Origin of the sequence: Larkinella humicola (assembly GCF_008727875.1) — a bacterium.
GTDB lineage: Bacteria > Bacteroidota > Bacteroidia > Cytophagales > Spirosomataceae > Larkinella > Larkinella humicola.
This window is the reverse complement of the sequence record NZ_VTWS01000002.1, coordinates 857852-883818: the sequence shown is the minus strand read 5'-3', so window position 1 is coordinate 883818 and position 25967 is coordinate 857852. Positions and strand designations below refer to the sequence as shown.

The window sequence follows — 25967 nt, the reverse complement described above, 5'->3', positions numbered from 1 at the left end:
CGCGGATTTGCAATCCGTCCCGTCTCTTTTAGATATTGTTTTAATGGTCTGAAAACCAATACTTAATTAAAATATAAAAATTATTTCCCATCCGCCCATTGACAATTCTGTGCTTTTTACTTTGATTTACAAAGTACTTTTAAATATAAAAAAATGAGCACACCTGTAACGCCCGTTACGAGCGAACCGGCCCAAACCGCTCCCGCTTTCCAGCCAACGGAACAACCCGAAGAGGTTCATCCGCTAACCGATCAAACGCCCTGGTGGTGGCTGGCTTTCCGGCAGCCGACCTTCCGCTGGGGACTCGGGTTTGTCGCGGTTTCGGCCACTCTCTTTGCCCTGTATGAGTATTACGTGGCCCGAAATGGATCACCCGCCCCGATGGTGGTATTTGTGTTTCATTACGGGCTTGCCATTGCCTACACCGCCTGGCTGCTGATGAAGAAGGAGTTGAGTGTGTATACGCAGCCACCCCAGGGGCACCCGGCCCGTATGCTCATGCTGCTGTTGTGGCTGATCAGTGCCTACGCCCTGAATCGGGACATACCGGTATTTCAGGAATCGGTTCCGTGGTTGAAAGTGATGTTGATTTTTGCGGGCTTTCTGATGATAGGTTCCACCTGGCTGGATGGTCTGTCGGTTCGGGGACAGCAGGCGTTGGTGTTTGGCCTGGCCGTGGTCTGGTGCCTGTTTCTTTACCAGACGGTTTATGTCGCTCCGCATTACCACCTCGGGCTTTTTGGAATCATCCTGCTGGGCATTGGCGGACATATTCTCGTTCCCCTGTTCATCACCATTGCGCTGGGTCGGCTTCTTCAACGAAGCTGGAATGAACACGAACACCGGCGTCCGGCCATCATCGCCGGTTTTTTCGTGCCACTCGTCGTTATCGCCTGGTTTTTATACCAATGGACGCAGATCGATACCCGGATTCGCTATGCCTCGAACGCCATTACGGCCCGGAAAGACGACGAACTGCCGTCCTGGGTGTTGCTGGCGCAGCACCTTCCGAACGACTGGATTACGGAGCGGTATCTGAAAACCGGGTCGATCTACAGCCAGCAGGGGAGCCGGATGAACAGCGTGTTTGGGCGGCAGGACGAACTGAAACGGCACGACCCCCTGGTGTTTATTGCGTCGGCGTACCGAAAACCGGCCGATTCCTGGAATCAGGACGTAGGAAAACTCATCGGAACGCTGTATACTTCCCGGCACCAGACCGAAGAACGGCTGTGGTCGGGGACCCACCTGCGGACGACCAATGTGCTGACCCAGGCCCGGATTTACCCGGAATACCGGCTGGCGTATACCGAGAAAACCCTGCACGTTCACAACGGCGGCCCGATGCAGCAGGAAGCGGTCTACACCTTTCACCTGCCGGAAGGCTCGGTAGTCACTTCGTTGTCGTTGTGGATCAATGGGAGGGAAGAAAAAGGCATCCTGACCACCAAAGCGAAAGCCGACACGGCCTACCGGACCATCGTGGGCGTGGAACGGCGCGATCCGTCGGTGGTTCACTGGCGCGAAGGAAACCGGATCAGCGTACGGGTTTTTCCCTGTCTGCCCCACGACGCGCGGCAGGTTAAAATCGGCATTACCTCGCCCCTGCGGCTGGAAAACCGGCTGGCCGGGCCGCCCCAACTGGTGTATGAAAACGCCTGGTTTGAAGGTCCCGATGAGCAGGGTGCCACCGAAACCGTAAAACTTGATTTTTCGCAGAAACCGCAAAATCCGGCGTGGCCGGACTCTCTGGAACCCGGCTTTTTTGAAAAACCAGTTGAAAATCAACGGATCAGCGAGTCGAATTACCAGCGGTATTGGGAATGTCGCTTTGACGCGCCGAAGCTGGCAACGGGCGGTTTTCGGTTCGATGGGCATACGTACCACCTGCAACCCGCGCGGACGATCACCGAACGATTCAACCCGCAGGCCGTTTTTCTGGATCTGAATCAGGACTGGGCGGAAACCGACATCGATGAAGTCCTGAAAATAGCTGGAAACCGTCCGGTCTGGGTCTACGACGAAGGCCTGGTTCAACTGACCAACGCCAACCGCGCCGAACTAACCAAACGGATTCTGCAACAGCGGTTTAGTGTCTTTCCGATCCATCAAATTCCCAATCCGGCGGTGGCCTTGCTGGTGACGAAAGGCGCTGAAATCGGGCCACAACTGAGCGATCTGGCCGGGAGTTCCTACGCTGAAACGCTGAAGACGCAGGCCAGAAACCGCCCGGCCTTGCGAACGTTTTGCCTCTCAAAACCGTCGGATCTGGTGAAAACGCTGAGCGAACTGGGCGTTCTTCAAACGGATTACGGTACGGTTTCGGAGCTACAAACGCTGGTGAAAAACAACCGGTTTATCCGGCAAACAGCCTCTGATCAGTCAATTTCGTTACCGCAGTCGGGCATTCGCATCATCCGAACAGCAACGGTAAATACAGAATCGTCAGCCGCTCAGGCACCCGATCATTTGTTTCGTTTGTATGCTTATACTCACTTGCTACACCAGTTGGGGACGCGGTATTTCGAGCCGGATTATGCGACGGAATCGCTCGTTGCCGAAGCGCAGCAAGCCAACATCGTTTCCCCGGTTTCGAGCCTCATTGTGCTGGAAACGCAGCAGGACTACGACCGGTTTGGGATCAAAAAATCAAAAGCCGGGCTGGATAATGCCACCCTGAAAAATACCGGCGCGGTTCCCGAACCGCACGAATGGGTTTTGCTGATCCTGGCCGTAGTGTGGGTTTTCTACCTCTGGCAAAAAGGCAGTTATGTGGGTCTTTGATCTGACTTTCCTCATCGGGCTGGCGTTGGCGGTTTATGTGCTGCTGACGCCAGCCCGTCGCCGGTGGATGGCCTTGCTGGGCGGTCTGGCGCTGGCGTCGCCCGGACTGCGCTGGCTAACGACGGTTTTCGGGTTTCCGATCCGTTTGCAACTGAGCGCGTGGGTCGTCGCGATTTTACAGATGCTGGGTGCCGATGCCACCGTGAGCGGCAATCTGATCCGGCTGAATGGCCTCGATTTTGCCGTCGATCCGGCCTGCATGGGGCTACAGATGACGGGTTTGTCGATGCTGGCGGGCTTATTTCTGGTCATTCACCTGGAAAACCGCACGCACACGCGGCTTTCGTTCGGCTGGCTGGTACTGGTGACGGCTGGAACAGTTGCGCTACTGATTCTGACCAACTTGCTGCGGATTCTGACCCTGGTGATTTTCCGGATTGCGCCCGAAGACCCGTTGCACGATCTGGTCGGTCTGGCGTGTCTGGCTCTGTACCTGCTCGTTCCGTTGACCTGGGGATTGCATCGGCTTTATGAGCGGGTCGGAAAACCGTTGCCTGCGCATTCAGATCGGGTCTGGGCGCGGCTGGCAGCGATGTACGGCGTCGTGGGACTGGCCGGTTTTGGGATCATTCACCGGAGTCAGCCGGTTACACCGGTGGCGGTTGATGTTCCGTCCGGCTATGTTTCTCGCCAACTCGATCATGGGTTTACCCAATACAGCAAGACCGGGTCACTGGTGTACGTCAAACCGGTTCGGACGGCGTACAGTGCTGAACACAGCCCGCTGGTGTGCTGGAAAGGAAGCGGATATGCGTTCGGGGCCGTAGCGGAAAAAGTGATCGACGGCCACCGGATTTACGTCGGGTCGTTGCAGCGGGGGAGCGAGCGGCTGTATACTGCCTGGTGGTTTACAAACGGCGTTCAGCAAACCATCGGCCAGTTCGATTTTCGCTGGCGGATGCTCCGGGGCGAACCGGCTTTTGCACTGGTAAACGTCACCGTAGCCCGACCTGCCGACCTGGAGAAAATCGTTCGCGACTGGTATTGAACGGTCTTTATCAGGAGTAGAATCTGATTCAAAGAAGAATGATGCGAAAATAAGGGTAACAGGCGTATAATTGAATGTTTCTATGTTATAATTATTAGTAACTTTCTGATTGTAAGACAAAAAGCTGTAATAGAATTTTTAATTTTTTGCATTATTACACCAAATAATAAGGACGTTTATCGAACCATTTTTCCGCAAAGACGTTAAAGAGAAAGTAATTTAGAGTAGGTTAGGGTTTAGAAGATGGGGAGTTTTGAGATTCCTGAGTCTGTTATCGTATGAAACTTTTTAAATGTACACACTGCGGAGAACCGATTTATTTTGAAAACAGTCGATGTACAAAGTGTGAATATCCGCTTGGCTTTGTCGCCGGGCAACTGGAGCTGCTGCCGTTGGAGGCAGCAGGCACCGATACATTCCGGATTTATAACCAGGGCGAAACCCTTTACCGCTATTGTGCCAACCACCAGTACGGCGTTTGCAACTGGTTGGTGGAAGATGGACAATCGCGCTATTGTGAAGCCTGCACGCTGAACCGGACCATTCCAAACCTGAGTAAACCGGAATATCTGCAACGCTGGAAAGTGATCGAAACCGCCAAGCACCGGCTTATTTATTCGCTCCGGCGCATGAAACTTCCCGTGATTGGCCGGTCGGCTGATCCGGAACGGGGGCTCTCCTTCGATTTTCTGGCCGACGGAACCCAGAAACGCATTCGAACGGGTCACATGCGGGGCCTGATTACCATCAATATCGTGGAAGCCGATGACATTGAGCGGGAGATGACCCGCCAGAAAATGGACGAACCGTATCGTACGGTTTTGGGCCACTTTCGGCACGAAATCGGGCATTATTACTGGGATCGTCTGATCCGCAACACCGACCGGATCGACCAGTTCCGGGAGCTGTTTGGCGACGAACGGGAGCTATACAAAGATGCTTTGCGGGACCATTACCAGCAGGGCCCTCCGGCGGGCTGGAACCTGAACTACATCAGCGCCTACGCCAGCGCACACCCCTGGGAAGACTGGGCCGAAACCTGGGCGCATTACCTGCACATTCTGGATACGCTCGAAACCGCTTATGCCTTTGGGCTAAGCGTTCAATTTCAGCCGGTTATGGACTCGATGAGTATGGCACAGGAAGAGAAAACCGATCCCTATGATCCGGAAGATTTCAAAACGCTGATGGATCTCTGGGGGCCGTTATCGTTTGCCATGAACAACCTCAACCGCAGCATGGGCCACCCGGATCTTTATCCGTTTATCATTCCGCCGGGTGTTTTGGAAAAGCTGAGTTTTATCCATCAGATTTGTTACCAGGCCCGCCAGTAAGATTGCCCCAACCCCATAAAGGCCGGGCGGCCGGTGCCGGGCTAAAATATCCGGATTTCGAAGACCCCTTTAGGGGTTGGGGTAAAACCCTACACCGTGAGTCGCCGGTAGAATCCTTCTTCCAGTTCCAGCAAATCCTGGTGCGTGCCGCGCTCGACAATCTCCCCGTTCTGCACCACCAGAATCTCATCTGCGTGCTGAATCGTGCTGAGCCGGTGGGCAATCACGAGCGTCGTGCGGTTGGCCATCAGGCGCGTGAGGGCCTCCTGAACCAGTTTCTCCGATTCGGTATCCAGGGCCGAGGTCGCTTCATCCAGAATCAGAATTGGCGGATTTTTCAAAACCGCCCGGGCAATGCTGATGCGCTGCCGCTGTCCGCCCGACAACCGCCCACCCCGGTCGCCGATAACGGTTTGGTAACCATCAGGTTGGGCCAGGATGAAGTCGTGGGCATTGGCAATTTCGGCCGCCCGCATCACGTCGGTTTCCGTGGCCTCGCTGCCGAACGCAATGTTGTTAAAAATAGTATCGTTGAACAAAATGCTCTCCTGAGTCACAATCCCCATCAGGTTGCGGAGGGAATGCATCGTACAATCGCGCAGGTCCACGCCGTCGATCAGAATCCGCCCGGCAGTGGGGTCGTAGAAACGCGGAATGAGGTCGGCGATGGTCGATTTTCCGCCCCCCGACGACCCGACGAGGGCAATGGTTTTGCCTTTTTCCAACGTAAAGCTAATTCCCTTCAAAACCGGCCGGTCGGGCTGGTAGGCAAAGGACACGTTCTGGACTTCGATGTTCTGCCGAAAACCGGGTAGCGTAAGGGCGTTGGGTTTGTCCTGAATAAGCGGCACGGTATCAATCAGTTCCAGCACCCGTTCGCCCGACGCAATCCCGCGTTGCGAACCACTGAAAGCATTGGAAATCTCCTTGGCCGGGCGCGTTACCTGCGAAAAAATCAGAATGAACGTGATGAAGTCCGAGGCCGACAATTCCGACTGCTGGGTCAGAATCAGCGAACCGCCGTAGAGCAGAATGATGGCGACAACCAGAATGCCCATAAATTCGGAGAAGGGCGACGCCAGCTCGCGCCGGTTGGCCAGCGAGCGGACGGCCCGGCGGTAGCCATCGTTTTCGGTTTGAAATTTCTCGGTCACGAAGCCCTCGGCGTTGAACCCTTTCACGACGCGCATCCCGCCGAAGGTTTCATCGAGCAGACTCAGAATACCGCTCAACCGCTGTTGTCCGGCCTGGGCGTCCTGCTTCATTCGCCGGACGAGCATGGCGATAAAACCACCCGAAACCGGGATGACCAGCAGCGCAAAAAACGTCAGGTTGGCCGAAATGTTGAACAGGGCGATGATGTAGGCGATGAGCAGAAAAAGCTCTTTGGAAGCCGCCGAGAGGCTGTTGGCGATGGAATTTTCGACTTCCTGAACGTCGGTGATGGTGCGGGCGATGAGGTTACCCTTGCGTTCATTGGAGAAGAAACCCAGGTGCAACTGAATGGCTTTGGTAAAAACCGTCTCGCGCAGCCGCGCCACCATCCGGGCTTTGAAGCTCTCCAATTGCCGGACCGACAAATACTTGAATAAATTGTTGAGCAAGACCGTTGTCACCACAATGCCGCAGACGAACTGCAAGGCTCCGAGTTTGCCGTATTGCCGGAAAAAAAGCGCGAAGTAATATTGAAAAACCTCGGTCGGCGAGGTTTCGAACGACAGCCTCGGAGCGGGTTGGCTCAGCAAAGCCTGCAACTTGGCCGGGTCGACTTTATCGAAAAGAACATCCAGCAACGGAATCAGCAGCGTAAAGTTCAGCACACCAAATACACTGGCCAACATGGAGGTTAGCAAAAAGGGCGTCAGAAAACGACCCAGCGGTCTGGCGTACGAAAGTAAGCGAAAATAAGTTTTCATTGCCTGCAAAGATAGCGGCTGAAACCGGGATTACCCAGTTTGAAAAATGATGCCTAAGATTTGTAGGTATACCGACATTTTTTGTATACTTGCCGGTATGAACAGCAATCAGCAGTTACTTAAAGGCAGTTTATCCGTCATAATCCTGAAACTACTCGAAGAACAGGAGCGCATGTACGGCTATGAAATCACGCAGAAGGTGAAAGCGTTGACGGCGGGGCAGATGGCGATTACGGAGGGAGCTCTTTACCCGGCTCTGCACAAACTCGAAGCCGAGGGCCTGCTGACCACCGAAACGCAGGTGGTGGAAGGGCGCGCGCGGAAATACTATTCTTTGACGAAAGACGGCCACACCGAAGCCGTCAGCCGCATTTCGGAACTAGGCATCATGCTGGAGAACCTGCAACGGCTTTTGACCTTAAAACCGGCAATTTGATATGGCACTGACACCCGACCAACTCACCGCGATCGATCGCCACCTGCGGAAAGAAAACTGGCTCCTCAACGAAGACCTGATTGCCGAACTGACCGATCACTACGCCAACGGCATGGCCGAACAACTGGCCAACGGCATTTCGTTTGAACTAGCCCTGATCGACATTCATAAGGGATTCGGGGGGCGGAAGGGGTTGTTGAAGATGGAGGAAGAGTATCATACTATGCAGGCGAAAGTTCACATTCGGCTGCTCCGATCCATTCTGATCAGCTATTTTAAAATGCCACGACTGGGTATCAGCGTTCTTTCCTCTCTGGTTCTGTATGGTTTAAATGTGATGTTTCCGCTTTCATTGAAATCGGATTATGTGGGATTTGCCCTCGCCACTGTCGCCTTGGTCACTTATTTCTTTGCTTTCAAACGATTGATGTACTGGCACAAGTCCGGATTTGGTCGAAATGATCTGGCTAATCTGGTCTTGCAGGGATCTAATGCTTTGTTTTTAAGCTTTTTTTACCTGCGATTATTTCTGCCGGATAAAATCTTGTTGAACTTACATCCGGCCGTGACTACGTTAATTTGTATCGTATTCTTTTTGTACGAAGTCAGTACCCTTGAACTATTAATGCAGTACAAAAGCAAACGATTGAAAAGCGTTCAATCTTAGATTTATGCTCACGCCACACCACCTCACCCATCTTCGTCAAGACTTCCGCACGCTGGCTCACATCGAATACGAAGAAGTTGAAAACGAGCTTCTGGACCACTATGCGACGCTTACGGAGCAGAGAATGGAAGTGGGGCAGGATTTTGAACATGCCAGCGCGAATGCCTGGGCGGAACTGGGAGCCGGACCCGGTTTGAATGCCATTCAGCGGGATTATGAAAAGAATATCCGCAAACAGATTTCAAGCCGGCATCTGGAAATTCTGAAGCGTTATTTCCGCTGGCCGACGGTTTTGACGACCTTGTTGGTGGGGGTTCTGGTATATATTGTTATACCTGTTTTAGCCGACGATGTGCTTGTCCTTATACTCTTGCTCTCAGCGTTTATCCAAATGGCTGTTGTTCAGTATTGCTGCTATAAAAGTAAAGAACTGGCCGGTACTTCTAAAAAGATTATTTGGGACTCATTGAGTTATCGAGCGGGGATTTTATTAAACAGTGCTGGCTTCTTTCTGAACATGCGTTCCACGGGCGTGATTTTTGGAGCGCAAGGCCCATTACAAATAAATGCGGGTATTGCTGCCATTCTCTGCTCCATCGCTATTATTTACTCGATGAGTTTCATCCAACTCTACCGCGAAAATTTTAGCTACAAAGTTGCTCATTAGCAAAGCTCCAGACTTGAGTCCGCCGACACGCTTACTCAAAATTCTCACGATTCTACAACTATATGCATCCGATTTCGCGTTATTTGTGGCATACAACCTTGTAGAAACGCATGTATCTTCGTTATCTGGCCGTTAGCCTGCTTTTGACCCTTTGCTCCTGCGGGATTATTTCGCCCAACTCGTCCAGTTCCGACCGGTTTTCGACCAGTCCGGAGAAATTTGCCGTTCAGCCGGGGTTGGTCGACGAAGCATCCGGGATGGTTGCCAGCCGCACGATGGATGGGCGGTTGTGGGTGCAGGAAGACAGCGGCAATCCCGCCGAAATCAATTTGTTAACCACCGATGGGAAGCTGGAAAAGCGGTTCCCGATACCGGGAGCCTCCAATCGGGATTGGGAAGACCTGGCCATCGGACCGGGGCCGCAAGACGGCGTTTCGTACCTCTACCTGGCCGACATCGGCGATAATCTCAAACAAAACGACCTCAATTACATCTACCGGTTTCCGGAACCGAAAAATGCCAACGAATCCGTCAATGGCGTCGAGCGCATCAGTTTTCGGTATGCCGACGGTGCCCGCGATGCCGAAGCGATCCTGCTCGACCCCCAAACCCGCGATCTCTGGATTGTGAGTAAAGCCGAAGAAAAAGTACGCATCTACCGCCTGCCATACCCCCAAAGTACGAGCGTTGAGATGAGGGCGGATTATTACGGCGAAATTCCGCTGACGCTGATTACGGGCGGCAGCGTTTCGGCGGATGGCAACGAAATCGCGTTGATCTCCTACCTGGGTGCGTACCACTGGCGTCGGAAAAGCGGGCAGTCGCTGGCGGATGCGATGCAAAAAAACAGCTTTAAAACCCTGGCGACCGATCCGCTCGGCATTCAGAGCGAAACCATCTGTTTCGATAAAAACAGCAACGGCTACTACACCCTGCCCGAAAAAGGAAACCAGGCTTCTGTCACCTTGAACTATTACAAACGGTTGTAAAGCGTTAAAACAGGGGAGAATAGTTCTCCGGTTCGAAACGCTCAAAACCCCATCGCCTTGTCTAAAACCGCTGCCATCGTTGGAGCCGGTATTGCCGGTATTGCCGCTGCTATTCGGCTGGCCGTCAAAGGCTACCGTGTCGATGTGTTCGAAGCCAATGCGTATCCCGGCGGGAAATTGTCCGGTTTTTCGCTCGACGGTTTTCGGTTCGATGCCGGGCCGTCGCTCTTCACCATGCCGCAGTTGGTCGAAGACCTTTTCCGGCTGGCGGGCCGAAATCCTGACGACTATTTTAAGTACAGTCGGCTGGATGAGACCTGCCGGTATTTCTGGGATGACCACACGCACCTGACCGCCTGGGCCGATCGCGACGGTTTTGCCCGCGAAGTGGCGACCCAACTGGGCGAACCCGCCGATCACCTGCTGGCGCATCTGGCCGACAGTGCCGCCAAGTACCACCTCACCGAAAAACTGTTTTTGCACCGCTCGCTCCATAAGCTATCGACCTGGTTTAACCGCGACGCGCTGTATGGCTATTTGAATTTGCCGAAGCTGGAGGTGTTCAAAACCATGAACCGGGCCAACGAACAGCGGTTTCAGAATCCGAAACTGGTGCAGCTTTTCAACCGTTACGCGACCTACAACGGCTCCGATCCGTACCAGACGCCCGCCACGATGAACATCATTCCGCACCTGGAATACAACATCGGGGCTTTTTTTCCGAAAGAAGGCATGATCGGCATCACCAACAGCTTGGTGCGGCTGGCGGAAGAACTGGGCGTAAGGTTTCATTTCAACACGCGGGTGACGGAATTGGTGACGGAAGGAAAACGGATTGTAGGCGTCAGAACCGGGAATGGAGACAATGCACGGAGCGAACCGAAACCTTACGATGTCGTCGTTTCGAACATGGACGTCGTCAGCACGTTCCGGCGGTTGTTGCCCAACGCCCGGCAGCCGGAGCGGATTTTACGCCAGCCGAAGTCCAGCTCCGGATTGATTTTTTACTGGGGCATCAGGCGGGAATTTCCGGAACTGGGCCTGCACAACATCTTTTTCAGTTCTGATTACCGCGCCGAATTCGACCACATTTTCAATCAGAAAACGCTGTCGGACGATCCGACGGTTTACCTCAACATCACCTCCAAACACAAACCGGACGATGCGCCACCAGGTTGCGAAAACTGGTTTATTCTGATCAATGCACCGAATAATACGGGGCAGGATTGGGAGGCTTTGATTACCAGAACCCGGCAGAATGTCATTCGGAAACTGAGCCGGAACCTCGGTGTCGACATTGCGCCCCTGATTGCCTGCGAAGCCCTTTTAGATCCTATTCAGATCGAAAATCGCACCTCAAGCTCGCAGGGCGCGTTGTATGGCAACAGTTCCAACAACCGGTTTGCGGCTTTTCTGCGCCACGCTAACTTCTCGCACCAGTTCCGGAATCTGTATTTTGTTGGCGGCAGTGTGCATCCGGGGGGCGGCATTCCGCTCTGTTTGCTGTCGGCTAAAATTGCAACGGATTTGCTATGAGTTGTCTGGTAATTCCTCCGGCTATCCGCTGAAAGGCTGAAAACCGTATATTGCAAGCTTTGCACTGAAACTCGACGGCATGGATACCTCGTACCTGATTATTATTTTCAGTTTATCGGTTCTCCTTTCGTACGTGTTCGACCTGCTCAGCAGCCGATACAAAACGCCGTCGGTGATTTTGCTGCTGGCGTCGGGCATGTTGATGCGGCAGGTGACGAATTATTTTGCGTTTCAACTGCCGTATGTCGACACCATTTTGCCGACTTTGGGGACGCTGGGGCTGATTTTGATCGTATTGGAAGGCGCACTGGAGTTGGAGTTGACGGGGGAGAAACTGGGAATGATCCGCCGGGCGTTCTGGGCGTCGCTGTCGTCCATCCTGGTCACGTCGCTGCTCATGGCCTCGCTGTTTTACGTGCTGATGGAAGCATCGTTTTTCAAGTGCCTAGTAGCGGCCACGCCGTTTGCCGTCATCAGTAGTGCCGTGGCTGTTCCGGGCAGCAACAACCTGAACCCAACGAGTCGGGAATTTGTCGTTTACGAATCATCGCTGTCCGATATTTTAGGAGTAATGATTTTTAATTTTCTGGTATACAACGCTTCCGGTGGCATTCTATCGATTCTGTCGTTTGCCAAAGACACCCTCATCATGGTGATTATCTCCCTGATCTGCTGCTTTTTTCTGCTGTATCTGATCAGTAAAATCAGCCATCGGATCAAATTCCTGCCGATCATTTCGGTTCTTTTTCTCGTCTACGCCGTCAGCCGGATTTACCAGCTTTCCCCGCTTTTGCTGATTCTGGTTTTTGGGTTATTCCTGAACAACACCGAACTGTTCATCCGGGGTCGGCTCGACCGAATCTTTAAAAATGAGCTGTTCGAAAAAGAACTGGATCAGTTTAAAAACCTGACGGCGGAGGGAGCCTTCATTGTCCGGACATTTTTCTTCCTGTTGTTCGGGTATGCCTCCGATTTCTACACCCTGATCGAGCCTGATGCTCTGATTGTTGGCTTTTTACTCCTCTTGATTCTCTACTCCGTTCGGGCGGGTGTGTTGCGGTTGTCGTTGCCGGGCAGCATCAATCCGGTGGTTTTCATCGCCCCGCGCGGGCTGATCACGGTGCTGCTGTACCTCAGCATTCCCGATAACCTCAAACTGGTGGGTTTCCGCGACGGGATTCTGATGGCCGTAGTGCTGTTGACGGCGTTGGTGATGATGGTGGGCGTCATCAGTTACCGGCATGACACCCCTGCAGACTAAACAGCACCGCCCGGCGGTTTGTCGGTACGATACGCCAGAAAACCGTACCATTTCCGCGTTTTCCAGTACGTCAGATTGTGCTCATTGTCAAAGGCTTCTCGCTCAAAGCTGATGTTACGGTACGCATCATAATGATGGGTGTATTGCCAGCGCCGGATCAGGTATTCCAGCAAATACCAGACGTAGAAGGGGAGTAGGCCCAGTTCCAGTTGCTGGCGAAGGTGTATGCGTTCGTGGTGGAGCAAGACCGCATCCGGGCGTTTCGTCCGTACCAATACGAACGGAAATAGTGCCATGCCACTGACCCACAAAAACGGTACGCGAACGATGATCATAAAGCAATTTTAAAAAGAAAACAGAAGGCCTTTCCTGACGTCCCATTCGTTGTCTGCTAATGGGTAAGGTAAGTCGTTCAGGTAACAAAATAAAACCGCTCACCATTCCTTTTCAGCCTTTTGACAAACTTTACACACCGGTTATTTCCGATCTGTTTCCCTCCGAAAAAAACATTGTATATTTGAGAAAGACCGGGTTGCCGGCGTTGTCATAACCTACATTTTAGTGTTCTTACTCTATGAAAAAAACCGTGCTTTACGTTGCGTTAAGCCAGTGCCTGCTCTGGTCGGCGGTGGCGCAAACGCCTAAGAAATCGACCCCAAACCGGCCTGCTCCCAAGCCAGCCGCCACGGTTTCGACCGCTCCGAAAAGCCCATCGACCGAGTCGGCGGCACGCATCAAATTTACTGAATACGATTTGCCGAACGGTTTGCATGTCATTCTGCATCAGGACAATACAACGCCCTTGGTAGCGGTGACCATGATGTATCACGTCGGCTCGAAAAACGAGCAGCCGGGGCGTTCAGGGTTTGCGCACTTTTTCGAACACCTGATGTTTGAAGGTTCCGATAACATCAAGCGCGGGGAATACATGAAGATCGTAAAGGGGGCCGGAGGACAGTTAAACGCCAACACCTCTACCGACCGGACGTTCTATTACGAAATCCTGCCTTCTAACAAACTGGAACTGGGCCTATACATGGAATCGGAGCGGCTTTTGCACGCTAAAGTCGATGAAAAAGGCGTTGAAACCCAGCGCGAAGTGGTGAAGGAAGAACGGCGGCAGCGGTATGAAAACCAGCCGTATGGCACGTTTTTTCCGCAGGTTTTGAGCCATGCGTTCAAAGTACACCCGTATAAATGGGCGCCCATTGGCTCGATGGAAGACCTGAATGCGGCCAAAATTGATGAATTCCGGGATTTCTACAAGGAGTTTTACATCCCGGGCAATGCCATTCTGTCCATCGCCGGTGACATCAATCCCGAGGATACAAAAAAACTGATTGAGAAATATTTTGCCGAAATTCCGAAAGGAACGAAAACGCCGTATCGTCCGACCGTAAAAGAGCCGGTTCAGAAAACCGAAGTACGTGACATCGTGTACGACAACGTTTCGCTGCCGGGCGTTTTCCAGGCCTATCACATGCCCGCCCAGGGTGATCCGGATTATTACGCGCTGGACGTGTTGCAAACCCTGCTTGCCGCCGGTGAAAGCTCCCGGATGAACAAGGAACTGGTTGATAAACAGCAGAAAGCGGTTCAGACCGGTGTATTTCCCCTCTCCACTGAAGACCCCGGTTTGTTTATCTCCATCGGCATTGCCAACATGGGCGTCAAAGCCGAAGACCTGGAAGCCGGTATGAACGCCGAAATTGAGAAATTGAAGAAAACCCTGGTTACCGATGCCGAATTTCAGAAGGTGAAAAACCAGATTGAAACCAATTTCGTGAACCAGAACGCGGGTGTCGCCGGTATTGCCGAAAGTCTGGCCAACTACAAAATGTATCTGGGTGATGCTAACCTGATTAACACGGAACTGGAGCGGTATAATAAGGTGACGAAGGAAGACCTGCGCCGGGTGGCCAACAAATACCTCACGAAAGAAAACCGCGTGGTGTTGTATTATCTGCCTAAGGCGATGGAGCCGAAGAAGGAAAGTAAAGGGGAATAATGAATAGTGAATAACGAATATTGAATTCTGAAAAAGGAATGATGAAAGCAAACTATATCCTGGCTGCGGGCTTGATGGCTCTTGGTCTGTCGGTGCAGGCGCAAACGCTTGACCGGTCAAAACTGCCCGCCGATGCTCCGGCACCGGTCATTAAAGTGGGCAAACCTGTGTCGTTTACGCTCGCTAACGGCCTGAAAGTGTTCGTGGTACAAAATAATAAACTGCCGCGCGTCGGTTTCAGTCTGCTGTTCGACTACCTGCCCATCCGCGAAGGCGACAAGGCGGGGTACGTCAGCATTGCGAGCCAGTTGATCAAAACCGGGACGAAAACCCGGACAAAAGACCAGATTGACGAAGCGGTTGATTTCATCGGTGGCAGCCTGAACACCTCGCCAACCGGCGTTTATGCGATGTCGCTGAAAAAGCACACGCCCAAAATGCTGGAAGTGATGTCGGATGTGGTGCTGAATCCGAAGTTTACGCAGGAAGAACTGGACAAGCTGAAAAAACAGACCAAATCCGGGCTGGCGTCGCAGAAAGACAATCCGGCGGCCATTGCCACGCGGGTGAGCAGCATGCTGGTTTACGGCAAAGACCACCCGTACGGTGAGCCGGATTCGGAAGAAACCGTTGACCGGATTACACTTGAAGATTGCCGCAAATTCTACGAAACCTATTACCGGCCCAACATCGGTTATCTGGCCGTGGTGGGCGACATTACGCCGGAAGAAGCACGTCCGATGGTGGAGAAGTACTTTGGCAAATGGCAGCCGGGCGAGGTTCCGAAACCGAGCTATGAAACGCCAAAACCGCCCGCCAAAACGACCATTGCGCTCATCGACCGGCCGAGTTCGGTGCAGTCGGTGGTCTACATCACGCATCCGGTTCTGTTGAAACCGTATACGCCCGAGTCGATTCAGGCCAGCCTGACCAACGACATCCTGGGCGGTGGCGGTGGCAACGCCCGTTTGTATAACAACCTGCGCGAAAAACACGGGTATACCTACGGCGCGTATTCCTCGCTGACGAGCGACCGGCTGGTGGGCCGCTTCCGGGCCAACGCCAACGTGCGGAATGCGGTGACCGACAGCGCCGTAGCGGAATTTATGACGGAACTGAAAGCGATCCGGAGTTCGAAGCCGACGGCTGAAGAACTGAAAAGTACGAAAAATACGTTTGCCGGCAATTTCATTTTTACGCTGGAAGACCCTGAGACGATTGCCAATTTTGCGATCAATACCGCCCGGTACAATTTGCCGGAAGACTTTTTCGCTAATTACCTGAAAAACGTCGATGCCGTCACGGAAGATCAGGTTGAAGCGTCAGCTGCCAAGCTGATCGATCCGGAACACGCCTATGTGGTAGTGGTGGGAAAAGCTTCCGAAGTGGCCGATAAACTGAAACGGTTTGGCGACGTTGTTTACTATGATGTTAACGGCACGAAAGTGGACGCACCGGCTCCCGGCAAACTGACGACCACGCCGGTGGGTGTGACGGCGGATCAGGTGATCGAAAAATACGTGACTGCGATCGGCGGGAAAGACGCTATTGCGAAAATCAAGGATGTCACCCAAAAGCTGACGACCGAGATTCAGGGCACGAAAATAGACATTGAAAGCAAGCAAAAAGGGCTGAACAAGTTTTCGCTGGCCGTAACGGCCCAGGGTCAGGTAGTGCAGAAAGTGACTTCCGACGGCACGAAAGTGAAAATGGAAGGCAGTGGCCAGTCGAAAAACGTGACGGACGAAGAAGCCAAGATGGAAATTCTGAAGAATGCCGCTTTCGCTGAATTGCTGTATCCGACGCTGGGAGCCAAAACGACGCTGGCCGGCACGGAGAAAGTGAATGGAAAAGACGCCTTCAAAATTGACGTGACGCTGGGCAAAAAGACCATTTCGGAGTTTTATGATACCGAAACCGGCCTGAAAGTGCAGCACACGGCCATTGAGCAGACTCCGCAGGGTGAAATGGCCATCAACACCGGTCTGAGCAATTACAAAGAAGTAAACGGCGTGAAGTTCCCGCACACCCTGACCCAGAACTTCGGGCCGATGGTGATGAAGATGGAAACCCAGTCGCTGGTGGTGAACACCGGGCTGGATGACAAGGAGTTTGCGGTGCAGTAAGCACGGTTTATGGTTTTCGGTTTACGGTGGCTGGCGCGTGCTTTTTTGTGCGTTAGCCACCGTAAACTTTTAGTATAAGCTTACCATTCCTGACTGGTAACAGAAAGTGATACGCTTCTATTGGCATCCCGAATACGGTTTTTGGGAAACAGTTGTTCCGGTCGATTGCGAGTGAGCTATTTGATAACTATGCCACATGATTGGTGCTTTTAAAACAAAGTTGATGCGTTTCTTAGTGATCTTCTTGCCACTTGTACTGCTTGTTTGGCAATGCAGTCAGTTTGGTTATCATTCTATTGGAGGGTTCCCAACCAGAGCGGCTGCTCATGCAAAAGCATTGGAACATCTGCATTTTTGGTATTACTGGATCACCACAGATATGTATAAAATAGAATATTCGTACCTTGAAAACGGCGCGTATAAACGCGAAGCCATGTGGTATTTTAAGGACGAAAATAGATTAGGGTTAGAAGAGGATATCGGTAGTGGTTTTTATGTACTGTGGCCCGGCATCAACCGTTCTGAAATAAAGCGGTTGATCGTGCAAACTCAACAAGGAATGCCACTAAACAGCATCCTTCGGAAATCAATTCTGCCTGGAGATACCCGGGATATTGAGGATAAGTAGAAAAGCCATAGAACTAGATAAATTACGTCTCATGGTGTACACTCTTACAAGCTTACTTCCTCAAGCCTTAGCGAAGCACAAATCACTACCTATCGTCGTCTCAATTACAATTTTGCAAGGCGTTCTTTTTTAAAGCGAACTATTAGATTTACAAATTGATTATGAGCTAATTAAGTGCCAGCGGCACGATATGTTTGCGTGCCTTTAGGTACGCAGCAGGTCCAGGAGATTGCGTACCTAAAGGCACGCGGGAGGGATCAGGCAATTGGTTTTGCTACAAACATCAGTCCGCTACGCGGCCAATAATCTCATAGTTCGCGTTTTTCTAGAGTTGATGGATCATCTACTAACGGAAATCAAACAGTGGGTTTAGAATTAACTAATCATAAGATTTTCCATTCCCAAATAATTAATTCGGCTACAACAACCCCAAATTCGGCTACGTTTGCTCATTGGAAAGGGCGGACCTTTGTCCTAACCAATAGAGCATAACCATGATCTTAATAACCGGAGCTACAGGCCAGCTAGGCACTGCCGTCATTGACCAACTCCTTCAAAAAATACCAGCCAGCCAGATTACCGCCTTTGTGCGGGACGAAACCAAAGCCGCCCCTTTGCTGAAACAGGGTGTGACGCTACGCGTTGGCACCTATGACGATCCTGACGCCCTAGATAGTGCCATGCAGGGTATCGTAACGGTTCTGTTGATTGCAGGTACGGATGAGGAAAACCGGGTTCGCCAGCACCAGAATGTCGTGGATGCGGCCCGAAAAGCTGGTGTTCAGCGGATTGCCTACACCAGTCGGGCGCTGAAAAACCCGGCGACGCTGGTGAACCGGTTGATGGCAGGCCACTTTCAGACCGAGGAGTATATCAAAGCCAGTGGAATACCCTACACGCTGTTTCAGAACATCCTGTATCTGGATGCGATTCCGCAGTTTGTGGGTGGCGACGCCGTTTTCGAGCGTGGTATCAACGTACCGGCCGATCAGGGCCGGGTTGCCTTTGCTCTCCGCAGCGAGATGGGCGAAGCGATTGCGAATGCGCTGGTCAATAACGATGAGAGCAACCGAACGTACCGGCTGACGGGCTGTGAGTCGTGCTCATTTTATGACGTAGCCGCAGCCCTGACCGATCTCTCAGTCAAGTCCGTCACCTACACGCCAGCGGAGCCAGCCACCTTTGAAGCGCAGCTAATTGGACGCGGTTTGCCTGAGGTCGTTGCCCGGCGAATCACCGGGTTTATCACCGACATCGCCAATGGCCAGGAAGACATCATTAGTCCCGACCTGGAAAAGTTGCTGGGTCGAAAACCGACTGGACTTAAAGACGGGTTAAGGGTGTTGTATAAGCTGAAACAGGCGTAATCTGGCTTTTACTTGGTGCAAACCAGGCCATAAACCCATCGAAGAATGTCAACTGAACCGCTTCACCGCATCGACACCATCTCCGCGTATCATCAATTCGCGGGTCTTCCCAAACCGGGCCATCCGCTCATCAGTGTAGTCCGGTTCGACGATATCAGGCCAAAGCGGATTGACAAGCCGAAAAGCTTCGTCAACAACTTCTATTCGATTGCGCTCAAACGGAATTTCAACGGCCGGCTGAAATACGGGCAACAGGCGTATGATTTCGACGATGGGGTGATGGTTTTTTTAGCGCCCGGTCAGGTGCTGGCGGTTGCGGCTGATGAAACCCTTGAACACCGCGGCTGGCTGTTGATGATCCATCCTGATTTTTTGTGGCATACACCTCTGTCTAAAACAATCCGCCAGTACGCCTATTTCGACTATTCCATTCGTGAAGCCCTGTTTTTGTCTGAAAAGGAGGAGTCCGTGATCGTCGGCATCATCCAGCAGATTCAGCAGGAATACCAGGCTCCCATCGACAAATTCAGCCAGAACATCATCGTGGCTCAGCTCGACGTGCTGCTCAAGTATGCCGACCGGTTTTACCAGCGGCAGTTTATCACCCGGAAAATTACCAACCACGAACTACTGGACCGGTTTGAAACCGTACTTGCGGCTTATTTTGCCAGCGATGAGCGACTGAAAACCGGCTTGCCAACGGTCGGGTATATGGCTGAACAACTTCATCTATCGCCCACGTATCTGAGCAGTCTGCTGAAAGCACTGACCGGGCAAAACGCCCAGCAGCATATTCACGAAAAACTCATTGAAAAGGCCAAGGAAAGGCTGTCGACAACGACTTTGTCGATTGGTGAGATCGCTTATGGGCTGGGGTTCGAACATCCCCAGTCGTTCAGTAAGTTGTTCAGGAGCAAGACGAATGTCTCTCCGCTGGAATTTCGCCATTCGTTCCAGTAAAGCCGTGGCGATCACCGCCCAATCGGCCGGATTCCCGATTTCCGGACATCGGCGACGACGATAAACCGGTAGCGGGGGTCTTTGTCGAACGCGTCTTTGGAGGTGCGGTAATGCCGCTGGGCGCGCTGGCGGGCTTCGGTGAAGAGTTTTCGGGAAGCTTTCCGACGGCGAACGGACATGATTTTCCGTAAATCGACATCGCCAATCATCGAGGTTTCCAGACAGGCCAGATCCTTGTGTTCGGCGTCGCGGTAGTAGCCCAGCACGCAGTGGTCGGCCAGCAACACCAGAACCGGGTCGATGTGAATGGAACGCAGCACCGACGCCATCAACACCATGCCATCGACACAATTGGCCTGCCGATTGTTCCAGGTCTGGTCAATCGTCCGAATGCGCTGGCTATAGAGGTTTTGTGAAATGCCGGTACTTGAATTGGTTGAGATCGAACTGTAGCGAATGCCCCGTTTCTGTAGTGCATACCAGATGGAAAAAACCTGATCATCGACCCGCTTTCTGTCGCCGGTCTGGTAGCCATCGAAGCCATCCACAATGTCATTTTGCAGGGCCTGACTCAACACTTCGTCCACAACCGGATCATCCTCGTTGATGTAGGCCACGTACATGTAATTCAGATCCAGATCACCGGTTCCGGTTTCGTCGTCTTCCCAATAATACGGGCAATCGTTAACGGAACGCATCGTGGCCACCACCGTCCGATGACCGACTTTTTCGTTGTTGATGTAGGTCGTAACCGTAAAATTAACCGGCGTAGGTTGCAGCAATCCGCGCAGTTTCTCAAAATTCCAGGCAATGCGGGGCGTTATTTCGTAGTTCCTGTCGGGTTCCTGCAAAATGCCTTCGTAAACAGCCGCTTCACTAAAGGGCGTTGCGCCCACTTCCACCCGCACGGAGGTGTTCAGGCCGGGGTTATGAAACGAAACCGACACATTGCCGTCGCCATCGCCCAATCGGTAATTTTTGCTTTTTTCGGAAAGAGTCGCCCGCGCCAGCAGGTAGGAGGGGAAAAGCTGGTGTTCCATGCCCACCACCACCGATATACGTTGACGGTTTTCCCGGACCGTACTGGTCGGAGAAGAAACATGCGCCAATGCATCCCCGCTGGTCTCGACAGGTGCCAACTGCGAATAACCAGGAAACAACGACAAATAAAATACACTAAAAATCAGTGCATTGCACAATAATCTCATTTCGGTTAAAACAGTTACGATAGAATCTACGGGTGGCTATGCGAATTAACAAAATAGTATCAATTTAGTCAATAGGTAACATCGGGGTGGAATCAACATTTTTTTGTACTATTGTGCGGATTTTAAAATCGTATGCGCGCTGCACTGGCTTACATCCTGCTGATTGCGATTCTGCTGCCTCTGTTCAGCCAGTGGGGAACCATTGCGTATTACCATGCCAACAAGGCGTATATTGCCAAAGTCCTGTGCGAAAATCGCGCCAAACCGGAGCTGCATTGCGACGGGCAATGTTACCTCGCCAAAAAACTGACCGCTCAACAGGAGCAGCAGGATAAAGCGACCACGGAACAGGTGCAGAAAACGCCTGATTTTCAGTTGTTCTACCAGTCGAATTTGCCGTTTTTATTTCAACCGGTTGTCATTGCTCAGACAACGGTTTTGCCGGCTTATCTGCCGGGATCGTATCCTTCCCCACGGTATTCGTTGTTTCAGCCACCGCAGGTTTGATGGTTTGTTGTCAGATCTGTCAGGTTTCCAAAACCTGACAGATTCCCGGTTTAACCAATGGGATGTTCCCAGCGGTTTGCTCGTCCATTTCATCAAATCGAACCCGCTTTATGACTTTTTTATACCGGCTCGTGGTCACGGTTTTCGTGATCCTGGCGCCATTTGGGCTATACGCCCAATCCCTTATTCAGGGAACCATTTTCGATGCCCAAACCAAAGAGCCCCTGGCGGGCGTCGCTATCTCGTCGGAAGATCGCAAAACCGGTACGCTGACGAATGCCGACGGCCGGTTTTCATTGAATTCCTCCACCCTGAAACTGTTGATTTCGGCGGTGGGTTTTCAATCCCAGGAAGTAACGCCCTCCGAAAAACCGCTGCGCATTGCCCTGGCTCCCGCCGTCGAAAACCTGCAAACCATTGTTGTGACCGCCAACCGCGAAGCCCAGAAACGGACCGAAGCGCCGGTGGCCATTTCCCGGCTTTCGCCCACGCTGATCGACGAAACCAAGCCGACTTTGCTGGCCGAACTCATCAACAAAACGCCGGGCGTGGTGATGCTCAATTACAACAACGAGCAACACGGCATGGGCATTCGCCAACCGTTTGGCACCAGTGCCTACTTTCTCTACCTCGAAGACGGTGTTCCGATCCGGCCGATGGGCGTTTTCAACCACAATGCGCTGATTGAAATGAACGTCTTCACCGTCAGCTCGGTAGAAATTGTGAAAGGTCCGGCTTCGTCGCTCTACGGACCGGAAGCCGTGGGGGGCGCCATCAATTTTATCACGCAGCGACCCACCGCCGTCCCGACGTTTCGGGTTGGCATTCAGGGCGATCAGTGGGGCTATGGCCGGGTGCAGTATGGCGGGGGCGGAATGCTTACCAAAAAGCTGGGCGTCTACGCGGGCGGTTTTGTGGCCCGGCAGCGCAATAGCTGGCAATCCCGGTCCGACTACGACAAAGTGTCGTTCAATGGCCGGGCCGAATACGCGTTTACGGGTCGTACCAAACTGACCGGCACGTTTTCCTACAACGACTACAATTCGCAAACCGGCGGCAGCGTCGACAGCATCGCGTTTTACAACCGGCAATACACCTCGACCTCGGATTTTACGTACCGAAAAGTGAAAGCAATCCGCTCGCGGCTGACGCTCGATCACCAGTGGAAAAACGGCTCCGATAGTTACCTGACGGCTTTTTACCGCGACAACTCGATTGGCCAGAACCCCAGCTACGGCATTCGCTGGACGAGTGGCGCCACCAAAGCAACGGGCCAGATCAACGTCAACGCCTTTCGCAGTTATGGCTTCATTGCCCAGCACAGCCAGAAGCTGCCGTTCTGGAATAGCCGGGTGATGGCGGGATTAACCTACGATGCGTCGCCAACAACCTACAACGCCTACCAGATTGAACTGGAAGCGCAGCTACGACCCGACAAAAAATCGGTGGAACAGTATAAACTGGTGAAAGAACGGCCCGACTTGCTGCTGGCCGACTACGCAGCCGACATTCACAACTCGGCCGTTTACGCCCAACTGGATTTGAACCCTTTGCCAGCCCTGCGGATTTCACTCGGCGGACGGTTCGACCAGATGGCGTTCGATTATGACAATTACCTGGATCAGAGTACCGGGCGAAAAGCCTACCGCCAGTTTACGCCCAAAGTGGGGCTGACCTACGATCTGGGCCGCGACCAGGGTTTGTATGCTAACTACAGCAAAGGTTTTTCACCGCCGGGTCTGACGTCGATTTTTACCAAACGCGTCAACGCCCAACCGGGTGAATCGCCCTTTTATTACAACCTTCAACCGGCGTATTTCAACAACTACGAAGTCGGTGGCTGGGCGTCGCTGCTCAACCGGAAAATGTACATCGACGTGGCGGTTTACCAGATGGAAGGGCGCAACGAACTGCTCAACATTCGCCAGCCCGACAACAGCACGGACTACCAGTCGGCGGGAAAAACGCTGCACCGGGGCATCGAATACAGCCTCACCTACCGCCCGTCGGGCGAGTGGTTTTTCCGGTTTGGCGGGACGAATGCCGTCCACCGGTTTGTCGATTTTGCGTTGAGTACGAGGGCTTCCGATGCCGTAAAAAACGTGAACGGCTTCGATATGCCGCAGGCTCCGCGCTGGGTGGCCAACACCGAACTGACGTATAAACCGCGTTGGGCCAAAGGGTTGCGGATGTCGGCGGAATGGCAGCGCATCAGTTCCTGGTACCAGAATCAGATCAACACGGTTTCGTATGACGACCGGGGCGCGTTCGGTGGGCGGGGTGTCAGCGTCATCAACCTGCGGGCGGGGTATGCGTTCCGGCGGTTTGAGGTATTTGCCAATCTGATGAATGCTACCAACGAACTCTACGCGACCTCGGCCACGCGCGGCAACAACGCCACCGACCGAACTACCTATACCCCCGCAGCACCCCGGACGCTGGTGGGTGGGATTCAGTATAATTTTTACAAGTGATCTAAACTGCATACCGTATTGACCATGAAAAATAGCATCCTGATTGTCGCGGCTTTTTTGTTTGGATTTGCCGAGCGTCCCGCCAAAGAAATCCGGCTTTCGAATCCCCAGTTTGTGGGAGCGACGCCCCGATTGACCACCGACCACCGGAATCACCCGGTGTTGAGCTGGACGGAAAAAGAAGGCGAAAAAGTCGCTTTTTACTATGCCGTCTCGGAAGACGGCGGGCGGACGTTCGGTGAAAAAATCCGGATCAAGTCGCCGACGGTTTTTTCGACCCACGCCGAAGGAATGCCGAAAGTGGCGTTTAAAAAAGACGGAACCGTGCTGGCGACCTTCGAGGTGTCCCGGCCCACGGCGGAGGCCCCGCGCGCCGGTGATGTGCTGTATGTTACCTCGACCGACGGCGGCCAAACCTGGACCGAACCCAAAGCCGTTCACCGCGACACCACGCCGGGAAAAGGTCACTCGTTCAGCAACCTGAACCGGCTGCCCAACGGCGAAATCGGAATTGCGTGGCTCGACGAAAAAACCGCCAACAAGGAAGGCCGGACCGTAAAATTCGCCCAAACGGTGCCGGGGGGCGGTTTTGGGAAAGAAGTGCTGGTGGACGATAACGCCTGCCAGTGCTGCCGAACCAACGTCTTTGTTGACACGAAAAACCAGATTCACATTGCATACCGGGATTTGCTGGACAACGGTGCGCGCGACATCAGCCACGCGGTTTCGACCGACGGTGGCCAGTCGTTCACCAGCCCACAAGTGGTGTATGATGACCAGTGGAAAGTCAACGCCTGCCCGCATACCGGCCCCGACGTGGCGCAGGTTGGCAATGATCTGTTTGTGACCTGGTTTTCGGGGGGAGAAAAAACGCCCGGTATCAAGCTGGCCCGGCTGGGAGCAACGCAACTGGTTTCGGGGATCGTCTCCGTGCGAACGAAACATCCGCAGATCGCGTCGCTCAACGGGCAACTGGTCTGGGTTTGGGACGAGTCGATGGAGGTGAAAAATGCGGCTGGCGAGAGCCGGTTTATCTCCCGAATCGGGATGCGGAAGGTATCCGGTGGCACGGCTTCACCCATCACTTACCTTACGCCAACCGATGTCAATGCGGCTTTTCCGGTGGTTCTGGCCACAAAAAAAGGTCTTTTAATCGCCTATGAGCAGAAGAAAGACCAGCAAAACAGCGTTATCGTAAGTAGATGGATTGAATCAATGTAATGCAACGTTCAGTATGAAAAACACCTTTCTCGCTTCCGGTATGAGTTTATTTCTCTTTTTGACCGTTCTGGTTGCCTGCCACAATGACCCCCTGGAACCGGAATACGGAACGGTTCAACTGAGATTTGATAACGTAGTCGGTGCGCAGGAATTGAAACTGGATTCAACGACCTACACCAACGGCAGCGGAGAACCGTTTACCGTCTCCCGGTTTACGTATTTCATCAGTAACATCAAGCTAAAAAAAGCCGATGGGTCGGAATACGTCGTTCCGCAGGACAGCAGTTATTTTCTGACGTCGCAGAGTAACCCGGCCTCCCGGACGGTTCTGCTCCGCAATGTTCCGGTGGGCGACTACACCAGCATCAACTTTATGGTGGGCGTGGATAGTCTGCGCAACACGATGGAAATCGGGAAACGGACCGGCGCACTCGACCCCGGCGGTGCGGCTGCCGGGATGTATTGGGACTGGAATTCGGGCTATATTTTCCTGAAACTGGAAGGAACGTCAGCCAAAGCGCCGGTCGATGCGACGGGAAAACGGAATTTCGTCTACCACGTCGGTTTGTTCGGCGGGTACCAAACCAAAACCATCAATAATTTGAGAACCATACAGTTGGCACTGGGTGCGCAGCCCGCCCACGTCATTGTGAACGGAAAAACCGATATTCAGGTGAAGGCCGATGTGCTGAAGGTGTTCGATGGGGTCAAACCGCTCCGCATTGCGGCAGCACCGACGATTATGGTATCGGATTCTTCGAAAAATGTAGCGAATAATTACGCGACGATGTTCAGCATCGGTACGGTTCAGGTCGATTGATGCCCAGCCT

The 25967-nt window shown here is 52.8% G+C and carries 21 protein-coding genes; 18 read left to right on the top strand and 3 right to left on the bottom strand.

The window, feature by feature from the left end:
* Positions 1-153: 153 nt before the first annotated feature.
* The 3 genes from F0P93_RS11520 to F0P93_RS11510 all read left to right on the top strand — a co-directional run bounded on the left by F0P93_RS11520 (position 154) and on the right by F0P93_RS11510 (position 5166).
* A complete protein-coding gene (locus F0P93_RS11520) occupies positions 154-2784 on the top strand; it encodes an XrtN-dependent VIT domain-containing protein (RefSeq protein WP_150876484.1) in 2631 nt (876 codons plus the stop codon).
* A complete protein-coding gene (gene xrtN / locus F0P93_RS11515; RefSeq protein WP_150876482.1) occupies positions 2771-3832 on the top strand; it encodes an exosortase N in 1062 nt (353 codons plus the stop codon). Before F0P93_RS11520 ends, xrtN begins: the two co-directional genes overlap by 14 nt.
* A gap of 278 nt (positions 3833-4110) precedes the next feature.
* Entirely contained in the window at positions 4111-5166 is a 1056-nt protein-coding gene (locus F0P93_RS11510) for a zinc-binding metallopeptidase family protein (protein WP_150876480.1), read from the top strand.
* A gap of 89 nt (positions 5167-5255) precedes the next feature.
* Here F0P93_RS11510 and F0P93_RS11505 read toward each other — a convergent pair whose 3' ends face one another.
* Positions 5256-7082 (bottom strand): ABC transporter ATP-binding protein, encoded by a 1827-nt coding sequence (locus tag F0P93_RS11505; protein ID WP_150876479.1) that lies wholly within the window; start codon positions 7080-7082, stop codon positions 5256-5258.
* A gap of 97 nt (positions 7083-7179) precedes the next feature.
* On the opposite strand from F0P93_RS11505, the gene F0P93_RS11500 reads away from it, so the two are divergent.
* The 6 genes from F0P93_RS11500 to F0P93_RS11475 all read left to right on the top strand — a co-directional run bounded on the left by F0P93_RS11500 (position 7180) and on the right by F0P93_RS11475 (position 12638).
* Complete coding sequence (locus tag F0P93_RS11500) at positions 7180-7518, top strand: PadR family transcriptional regulator (protein ID WP_114405403.1); 339 nt, start codon at positions 7180-7182, stop codon at positions 7516-7518.
* A 1-nt stretch (position 7519) separates the two neighbouring features.
* Positions 7520-8185 (top strand): hypothetical protein, encoded by a 666-nt coding sequence (locus F0P93_RS11495; protein WP_150876477.1) that lies wholly within the window; start codon positions 7520-7522, stop codon positions 8183-8185.
* Between the two features lie 4 nt (positions 8186-8189).
* On the top strand, positions 8190-8852 hold the full coding sequence (locus F0P93_RS11490) for a hypothetical protein (RefSeq protein WP_150876476.1): 663 nt from the start codon (positions 8190-8192) through the stop codon (positions 8850-8852).
* 110 nt (positions 8853-8962) lie between these two features.
* Positions 8963-9841: a PE-PGRS family protein gene (locus F0P93_RS11485; RefSeq protein WP_150876474.1), complete on the top strand. Its 879-nt coding sequence runs from the start codon at positions 8963-8965 to the stop codon at positions 9839-9841.
* A 57-nt stretch (positions 9842-9898) separates the two neighbouring features.
* Positions 9899-11377: a 1-hydroxycarotenoid 3,4-desaturase CrtD gene (crtD, locus tag F0P93_RS11480; protein WP_150876472.1), complete on the top strand. Its 1479-nt coding sequence runs from the start codon at positions 9899-9901 to the stop codon at positions 11375-11377.
* Between the two features lie 79 nt (positions 11378-11456).
* Positions 11457-12638, top strand: a complete 1182-nt coding sequence (locus F0P93_RS11475; RefSeq protein WP_150876471.1) for a cation:proton antiporter — start codon at positions 11457-11459, stop codon at positions 12636-12638.
* Here the strand turns inward: F0P93_RS11475 and F0P93_RS11470 are convergent.
* Entirely contained in the window at positions 12635-12973 is a 339-nt protein-coding gene (locus tag F0P93_RS11470) for a hypothetical protein (protein ID WP_150876470.1), read from the bottom strand. The genes F0P93_RS11475 and F0P93_RS11470 overlap by 4 nt on opposite strands.
* Positions 12974-13212: 239 nt before the next feature.
* Between F0P93_RS11470 and F0P93_RS11465 the strand changes: the two genes are divergently transcribed.
* The 5 genes from F0P93_RS11465 to F0P93_RS11445 all read left to right on the top strand — a co-directional run bounded on the left by F0P93_RS11465 (position 13213) and on the right by F0P93_RS11445 (position 19727).
* Positions 13213-14646: a M16 family metallopeptidase gene (locus F0P93_RS11465; protein WP_150876469.1), complete on the top strand. Its 1434-nt coding sequence runs from the start codon at positions 13213-13215 to the stop codon at positions 14644-14646.
* A 38-nt stretch (positions 14647-14684) separates the two neighbouring features.
* Complete coding sequence (locus F0P93_RS11460; protein ID WP_150876468.1) at positions 14685-16772, top strand: M16 family metallopeptidase; 2088 nt, start codon at positions 14685-14687, stop codon at positions 16770-16772.
* 196 nt (positions 16773-16968) lie between these two features.
* A complete protein-coding gene (locus F0P93_RS11455) occupies positions 16969-17400 on the top strand; it encodes a hypothetical protein (protein ID WP_150876467.1) in 432 nt (143 codons plus the stop codon).
* A 494-nt stretch (positions 17401-17894) separates the two neighbouring features.
* Positions 17895-18767: an SDR family oxidoreductase gene (locus F0P93_RS11450; protein ID WP_150876466.1), complete on the top strand. Its 873-nt coding sequence runs from the start codon at positions 17895-17897 to the stop codon at positions 18765-18767.
* A gap of 45 nt (positions 18768-18812) precedes the next feature.
* Positions 18813-19727 carry a helix-turn-helix domain-containing protein gene (locus F0P93_RS11445; protein ID WP_150876465.1) on the top strand — a complete coding sequence of 305 codons (915 nt, stop codon included), beginning with the start codon at positions 18813-18815 and terminating at the stop codon, positions 19725-19727.
* Positions 19728-19738: 11 nt separating this feature from the next.
* Here the strand turns inward: F0P93_RS11445 and F0P93_RS11440 are convergent, their stop codons facing one another.
* Complete coding sequence (locus tag F0P93_RS11440) at positions 19739-20935, bottom strand: hypothetical protein (RefSeq protein ID WP_150876464.1); 1197 nt, start codon at positions 20933-20935, stop codon at positions 19739-19741.
* Between the two features lie 132 nt (positions 20936-21067).
* On the opposite strand from F0P93_RS11440, the gene F0P93_RS11435 reads away from it, so the two are divergent.
* The 4 genes from F0P93_RS11435 to F0P93_RS11420 all read left to right on the top strand — a co-directional run bounded on the left by F0P93_RS11435 (position 21068) and on the right by F0P93_RS11420 (position 25957).
* Positions 21068-21442 carry a hypothetical protein gene (locus F0P93_RS11435; protein ID WP_150876463.1) on the top strand — a complete coding sequence of 125 codons (375 nt, stop codon included), beginning with the start codon at positions 21068-21070 and terminating at the stop codon, positions 21440-21442.
* Positions 21443-21552: 110 nt separating this feature from the next.
* Positions 21553-23916, top strand: a complete 2364-nt coding sequence (locus F0P93_RS11430) for a TonB-dependent receptor (protein ID WP_150876462.1) — start codon at positions 21553-21555, stop codon at positions 23914-23916.
* Between the two features lie 24 nt (positions 23917-23940).
* Entirely contained in the window at positions 23941-25137 is a 1197-nt protein-coding gene (locus F0P93_RS11425) for a sialidase family protein (RefSeq protein ID WP_150876461.1), read from the top strand.
* 13 nt (positions 25138-25150) lie between these two features.
* Positions 25151-25957, top strand: coding sequence for an MbnP family protein (locus tag F0P93_RS11420; RefSeq protein ID WP_150876460.1), 807 nt, complete (start codon positions 25151-25153; stop codon positions 25955-25957).
* Positions 25958-25967: the final 10 nt, after the last annotated feature.